6 protein-coding genes and 1 riboswitch are annotated in these 7,033 nt (G+C 63.7%); of the genes, 2 read left to right on the top strand and 4 right to left on the bottom strand.

Features of this window, described 5'->3' with window-relative positions; all coding sequences use genetic code 11:
• Positions 1–209: 209 nt before the first annotated feature.
• From AC30QB_RS15400 to AC30QB_RS15385, 4 genes are read right to left on the bottom strand one after another with little or no spacing between them, the layout of a single operon-like run.
• Complete coding sequence (locus tag AC30QB_RS15400; protein WP_489547120.1) at positions 210–974, bottom strand: SDR family oxidoreductase; 765 nt, start codon at positions 972–974, stop codon at positions 210–212.
• A 4-nt stretch (positions 975–978) separates the two neighbouring features.
• Positions 979–2,088, bottom strand: a complete 1,110-nt coding sequence (locus AC30QB_RS15395) for an alkene reductase (protein ID WP_489547119.1) — start codon at positions 2,086–2,088, stop codon at positions 979–981.
• A complete protein-coding gene (locus AC30QB_RS15390; protein ID WP_489547118.1) occupies positions 2,085–2,714 on the bottom strand; it encodes a TetR/AcrR family transcriptional regulator in 630 nt (209 codons plus the stop codon). The genes AC30QB_RS15395 and AC30QB_RS15390 overlap by 4 nt, the downstream gene beginning before the upstream one ends.
• 32 nt (positions 2,715–2,746) lie before the next feature.
• Positions 2,747–4,303, bottom strand: coding sequence for a UbiD family decarboxylase (locus tag AC30QB_RS15385; RefSeq protein WP_489547117.1), 1,557 nt, complete (start codon positions 4,301–4,303; stop codon positions 2,747–2,749).
• Between the two features lie 226 nt (positions 4,304–4,529).
• On the opposite strand from AC30QB_RS15385, the gene AC30QB_RS15380 reads away from it, so the two are divergent.
• Positions 4,530–5,441 (top strand): lytic transglycosylase domain-containing protein, encoded by a 912-nt coding sequence (locus AC30QB_RS15380; RefSeq protein ID WP_489547116.1) that lies wholly within the window; start codon positions 4,530–4,532, stop codon positions 5,439–5,441.
• A 45-nt stretch (positions 5,442–5,486) separates the two neighbouring features.
• Positions 5,487–5,624: riboswitch (ZMP/ZTP riboswitch) on the top strand.
• 55 nt (positions 5,625–5,679) lie between these two features.
• Positions 5,680–6,930 (top strand): serine hydroxymethyltransferase, encoded by a 1,251-nt coding sequence (gene glyA, locus AC30QB_RS15375; protein WP_489547115.1) that lies wholly within the window; start codon positions 5,680–5,682, stop codon positions 6,928–6,930.
• The last annotated feature ends 103 nt before the right edge of the window (positions 6,931–7,033 follow it).

Here is a 7,033-nt window from a genome sequence, read left to right as displayed (position 1 = left end):
CGAAACCCCCTCCCGACCTTGCGGTGAGAGGGGGCGGATGGCTGACGCCACCATTTCGGGGCTCCAGAGGAAGTAGGTCCGGGGCTCCTATAGCGCAGGGACTGCGCCGGTGAGGTTGCCTGCATGCAGGCTCTTCAAAGCTAGATGACGCGCGAGGCTTATACCAAGTGAGATGCGCTATGGCTCTGCGTAACCTCATTGAGCCTCTTTCATCGGGCCAGAAAACCGCCGTCCACGAACAGCTGGTGGCCCAGCACGAACGACGCATCGTCCGAGCTGAGAAACACCACCGCACGGGCGATCTCTTCGGCTTCACCTAGCCTGCCGATAGGGTGGGCCTGGTCGATGTAGGTCACCCGCTTGGGCTCGCGGGCAATGGCGCGCTCTGTCATTTCGGTGCGGATGATCCCCGGGCACACCGAGTTCACGCGTATGCCCTTGCGCCCGTACTCCACACCGGCCGACTTGGTCAGGCTCACCACGGCGTGCTTGGTCGCGCCATAGATGGGCTGGCGTGGAGAGCCCACCAAGCCGCCGACCGATGCGGTGTTGACGATTGCACCGCCACCGCCTTGCTTGAGCATCTGGGTGATCTCGTGCTTCATGCACAGCCAGACGCCCTTCACGTTGACGGCCATCAAGGTGTCGAACATCTCTTCGGTGGTCTTGTGCAGCGGCTCGTGCTCGATCTCGATGCCGGCATTGTTGAACGCGATGTCAAGTCGTCCGAAATGGGCCACGACCTGCGCGACCATCGCTTCGACCTGATCGCTGCGCGACACGTCTGTTGCGATACCGATGGCCACTCCGCCAGCCGCGTTGATCTCATCGGCCACAGCCTGGGCGGCGGCGCCGTTGAGGTCGACCACCGCCACCTTGGCGCCTTCGCTCACATAGGCCAGCGCCGTGGCGCGGCCGATGCCGCCTGCGCCGCCGGTGACGAGCGCGATTTTGTCCGCGAGTTTGAGTGCCATGGCGTCAGGCCAGCGAGGGGTAGTCGACATAGCCGTGCGGGCCGCTGCCACCGTAGAGCGGCGCATCGGCAAACGGCGTGTTGAGCGGCTTGTTTTCGCGGAAGCGGCGCGGCAGGTCGGGCGTGGTGATCATCGGCCGACCGAATGAAACCATGTCGGCGCGGCCGCTGGCGATGGCCTCCACCGCCATCTCTTTGGTGTAGCCGTTGTTGACCATCCAGACGCCGGTGTACAGGCGGCGCAGCGCCTCGTAGTCGAAGGGCGCGTTGTCACGCGGGCCGCCAGTGAAGCCTTCGACGATGTGGATGTAGACCGGGTGCAGCTTCTCCAGCTCGCGCACCACATGCTCAAACAGCGGCTGAGGGTTGCTCTCAGATGAATCATTGACCGGCGACACCGGCGAGAGGCGGATCGCCGAGCGCTCTGCGCCGATCTCATCGATCACGGCCGTCATCACTTCCACGAGAAAGCGGGCACGGTTTTCGATGCTGCCGCCGTAGCTGTCGGTGCGCTTGTTGGAGCCGTCGCGCAAGAAGGCGTCGACCAGGTAGCCGTGGGCCCCGTGGATTTCCACGCCATCGAAGCCTGCCTGAATGGCGTTGGCCGCCGCGGTGCGGAAGTCGTTCACCACGCCAGTGATCTCGGCCGTGTCGAGTGCACGCGGGGTGGAGGTTTCAATGTAGCCCTGGCCCACGATAAAGGTTCTCGCCTTGGCCGCAAGGGCCGACGGCGCGAGCGGCGCCTGGTTGCCCGGCTGAAAGTGGGTGTGCGACATGCGGCCGGTGTGCCACAGCTGCACGAATATCTTGCCGCCCTTGGCATGCACGGCGTCGGTCACCTTCTTCCACCCAGCGATCTGCTCGGGCGTGTGCAGGCCCGGCGTGGCGCTATAGCCCTGCGCCGTCTCCGACACCTGAGTGGCCTCGGCAATCACCAGGCCCACGCTCGCGCGCTGGCAGTAGTAATCGATGGTCAGGTCAGCCGGCACATTGCCTTCTTCGGCGCGGTGACGCGTGAGCGGTGCCATGGCCATACGGTTGGCGAGTTGCAGTGGGCCTAGTTGGATGGGCTGGAACAAGGCGTCAGTAATGAAGGAATCGGTGGAGGTGTTCATGTGCTGCGAGGGGCCAAGGAGTTGAAGACGGGTGAATAGATGCGGTCGAGCACCAGTGCAACGCTGTCGCGCAGCGGCTGCACAGAGCGCTCAACCTTCATGCGCAGCAGAGCGCCCTCCCAGACGCTCCAGGTCAGCGCCGAAAGAGCGGTCGGGTCTAAGTCTTGCCGAATTTCGCCTGCGGCCTGGCCGGCGGCGATCAGCCCGGCGAGTCGCTCGCGCCACGCCAGTTGAGCAGCCAGCAAGCTTTGGCGGCAGACTTCGCTCGACAGCGCAATCTCGGCTGCAAAGTTGCCGATCAGGCAACCCGAGGGGCACTCGGCCGAGCGCTCGTGATGGTCGAGCATTTGCGCGAACACGTGACGGATGGCGGCCATGGGCTCGGCCGGCGCGTTGCGCATCATGCGTTCCCATGAGCGGCGCATCTGGTCGGAGTACCGCTCGACGATGACATCGGCAAACGCTTCTTTGCTGGCGAAGTGGTTGTAAAACGAGCCTTTCGGCACGCCCGCTTGGTCGGTGATCTGCTGGATGCCGGTGGCGTTGTAGCCCTGCTTCAAGAACAGATCAGTTCCAGCGGATTTGAGACGCTGAGGAATGTCTGTGGGGTCGGCGGTGCGCGGCATCCGCGGATAATATGACCAGTCGTCTTGAACCGTCAAGCGTCCTTCATCAACCCATCGAAGAGCTGCGCCACACGTTGCTCGACCTCAGCGTCCATGCGGATGGTGCGCCCCCACTCGCGGCTGGTTTCGCCGGGCCACTTGTTGGTGGCGTCCAGACCCATCTTGCCGCCAAGGCCGCTGACGGGCGAGGCGAAATCGAGGTAGTCGATGGGCGTGTGCTCCACGAGGGTGGTGTCGCGCACCGGGTCCATGCGGGTGGTGATGGCCCAGATCACGTCTTGCCAGTTGCGGATGTCCACGTCGTCGTCGGTCACCACAATGAACTTGGTGTACATGAACTGGCGCAGGAAGCTCCAGATGCCAAACATCAGCCGCTTGGCGTGGCCCGGGTAGCTCTTCTTGATGCTGACGATCGCCATGCGGTAGCTGCAGCCCTCGGGCGGTAGGTAGAAGTCGACGATCTCGGGAAACTGCTTTTGCAAGATGGGCACGAAGACTTCGTTCAGCGCCACGCCCAGCATGGCGGGCTCATCGGGTGGCTTGCCGGTGTAGGTCGAGTGGTAGATCGGGTCGTGGCGGCGGGTCAGGCGCGAGATCTCGAACACCGGGAACCAATCCTGCTCGTTGTAATAGCCGGTGTGGTCACCGAACGGGCCTTCCAGTGCGTATAGATAGCCGCCCACTTCTTTCAGCGCCACACCGTGGGCGCTGGTGCCGGTAAAGCCTTGAGCTACCGTGGGAATGTGGCCCTCCAGCACGATCTCGGCGCTGGCCGGCGCCTGCAGCATCACGCCGCTGTCGCCCACTGCGGTGTCGACCACCTCGGTGCGGCTGCCGCGCAACAGCCCGGCAAACTGGTACTCCGACAAGGTGTCGGGCACGGGCGTCACCGCGCCCAGGATGGTGGCCGGGTCAGCCCCGAGCGCCACGGCGATGGGAAAGGGCTGGCCCTTGTTGGCCAGCGCGAAATCGCGGAAATCGAGCGCACCGCCGCGATGGGCGAGCCAGCGCATGATGACCTGGCGGGGGCCGATCACTTGCTGCCGGTAGATGCCCAGGTTCTGCCGTTTGCGTGGGTTGATTCCACCCTGCGGGCCGCGGGTGATCACCAAGCCCCACGTGATCAGGGGGGCGATGTCGCCGGGCCAGCAGGTTTGCACTGGCAGATCGCCGAGATCGATCTCGCTGCCTTCCAGCACCTCTTCCTGGCAGACCGCGCGACGCACTGAAGCGGGCTTCATGTCCCACAGAGCCTTGGCCATTTGTAACAACTTGCCTGCATCCTTGAGGCCTTTCGGCGGCTCAGGCTCCTTCAGGCTGGCCAGCACGCGGCCCACGTCACGCAGCTCATTTACCTCTGTAGCGCCCATGCCCAGGGCCACGCGGCGTGTCGTTCCAAAAAGGTTAGTCAAGGCTGAAATTTTGTAACCGCTGGGGTTTTGAAACCACAGGGCCGGACCGCCGGCTCGCAGCACGCGGTCGCTCAGCGCTGTCATTTCCAGCCGCGCCGACACTGGTTCTAAGACTCTTTTCAGGTCGCCAGACCGTTCAAGGCCATCCATGAAGTCGCGCAAATCTCGATATTTCATGTCTTTTGGTTATTTAAAACAGATTCTTAATGCTTGACTGTGTATGAATCGTCTTCCAGAATCCGCCGACCTGATCGAGATCAGGGATAACCCGCGCCCATTCTCATCCGAGCACCGTGGGCGCCACGCTGCTGATCCACGGCACTCATTGCCGCGGATTATCACTGTCACATCCAGCCTAGCGTCTTCGTGAAGGCTGTGAAGGGACAGAGAAGAAAGGAGTGACATGACAGCGCTTCAGAATTTGGTTTCGCTGCTGAAAACCACCCGCCAATCGGCGGTGAGTACCAGCACTGTGTTCTTGCGTGACGTGGGCCATGGCCTGCTGGAAGTCAGCCACAACAGCCTGGCCCTGGTGGGTTTGCTGCTGGTGACGGGCCTGCTGTTTGTAGCCGGCCAGCGCGACCTGCGCCATGCGGCCGAGCAACGCACCCTGAGCTGGCTTCAAGCTCGGCACGAAGCTCGAATCGAAGGCACCGACGAGGCGCTGGCCGCCTTGGCCGAGCCCGACGCCATCATCCGCGCCACCGCCAGCGACCCAAAAGACCTTACCCGCCAGCAGGCATATGTGGCGATCTGGCTGTCGCGCCGCTATCACGTGGCCCCCGAGCCGGTAAGCCGCCTCGTCAAGGAAGCCTGGACAGTTGGCGCTCGCGCAGGGCTGGACCCGACCCTGATCCTCGCCATCATCGCCATCGAGTCGAGCTTCAACCCATTTGCACAGAGCCCGGTCGGTGCCCAGGGGCTGATGCAGGTGATGACGCGGATTCACGACGACAAGTACGAGGCCTTCGGCGGCAACCATGCCGCCTTCGACCCGGTCACCAACCTGCGCGTGGGCGTGCAGGTGCTCAAGGAATGCATCGCCCGCGCGGGTGGGCTGCAAGCCGGCCTACGCTACTACGTGGGGGCTGCGAATCTGGCCGATGACGGCGGTTACGCCGGCAAGGTGCTGGCTGAGCAAGAGCACCTCCGTCAAGTGGCCACGGGCAAGGCGGTTTCGGTGACGGCGCCGATCATCGTCGCGCCGTCCGTGCCCGAGGCCGTGCCGGTCATCCTGACCGGGCCCGACACCGAAGCCAAGCCTGTGCCACTGGCTGAAAAGCCGGCGAGCGACCGGGTCGCCTTGCTACGCTGATCCTTCGTTCTCATACTCACAGGCCTGCCGCCGCAGGTACACTCTTCACCGCTGCGCAACTGGCGATGGGGCACCTGGAACTCTTCCACGGCGCCTGAGGTGGTGAACCACCGGGAAGCGCGGCCCACCCTGCGTTTATGACTATCAGCAGAGTCGGTTTAGCCGTTCGCCTGGGCAGCCCTGCAGCCGCACTCACCGTGCGGCTCGGCTAGGGACTTCTGACCAAGAGGACTGCCACATGTTCGACCGCGCCCACTCCACCATTGCCACCGTCGATCCCGAGATCTGGTCTGTCATCCAGCGCGAGAACCAGCGCCAGGAAGACCACATCGAGCTGATCGCCTCTGAAAATTACGTCTCTCCGGCGGTGATGGCCGCTCAAGGCACGCAGCTCACCAACAAATACGCCGAGGGCTACCCCGGCAAGCGCTACTACGGTGGTTGCGAGTACGTTGACATCGCCGAGCAGCTGGCCATCGACCGCCTGAAGCAACTCTTCGGCTCCCAGTTCGCCAACGTGCAGGCCAACTCCGGTTCACAGGCCAACCAGTCGGTGTTCTTCGGCCTGCTGCAGCCTGGCGACACCATCATGGGCATGAGCTTGGCCGAAGGCGGCCACCTCACGCACGGCATGCCGCTCAACATGAGCGGCAAGTGGTTCAAGGTGGTGAGCTACGGCCTCGACGCCAAGGAAGCCATCGACTACGACGCCATGGAGCGCCTGGCCCACGAGCACAAGCCAAAACTGATCATCGCGGGCGCTTCAGCCTACAGCTTGCATATCGATTTCGAGCGTTTCGCCAAGGTGGCCAAGGCCATCGGCGCCTACTTCATGGTCGACATGGCGCACTACGCCGGCCTGATCGCCGCCGGCGTGTACCCCAACCCAGTGCCCCACGCCGACGTGGTCACCTCCACCACCCACAAGACCCTGCGCGGCCCGCGCGGCGGCGTGGTGTTGACGAACAACGAAGACATCGCCAAGAAGATCAACAGCGCCATCTTCCCCGGCATCCAGGGCGGCCCGCTGATGCACGTGATTGCTGCCAAGGCTGTGGCCTTCAAGGAAGCGCTGTCACCCGAGTTCAAGGTCTACCAGCAGCAAGTGGTGAAGAACGCCGCTGTGCTGGCCGACACGCTGACCCAACGCGGCCTGCGCATCGTGAGCGGCGGCACCCAAAGCCACGTGATGCTGGTCGACCTGCGCCCGAAGAATCTCACGGGCAAGGAAGCCGAAGCCATCCTCGGTGCGGCCCACATGACCTGCAACAAGAACGGCATTCCGAACGACCCGCAAAAGCCGATGGTCACCAGCGGCATCCGCCTGGGCTCGCCGGCCTTCACCACCCGCGGTTTCAAGGAAGAGCAGGCCCGAGCCACGGCCAACCTGATCGCCGATGTGCTGGACAAGCCGTACGACGAAGCCAACATCGCCGCCGTGCGTGCGAAGGTCGCAGCCCTGACGCACGACTTCCCTGTCTACCGGTGAGAACGGCCCCCCAGTCGCTTCGCTCTGCCTTGCAGGCCGAGCTGGGTCACGTGGCCCAGCTCCTCGCCCGACACAAACAGTCCGCTGGCCTGCGGCCCAGCGC

Origin of the sequence: Rhizobacter sp., assembly GCF_046595475.1 — a bacterium.
Lineage (GTDB): Bacteria > Pseudomonadota > Gammaproteobacteria > Burkholderiales > Burkholderiaceae_C > Rhizobacter.
The sequence above is the reverse complement of the archived record's forward strand: the minus strand, read 5'-3'. Positions and strand labels throughout refer to the sequence as shown.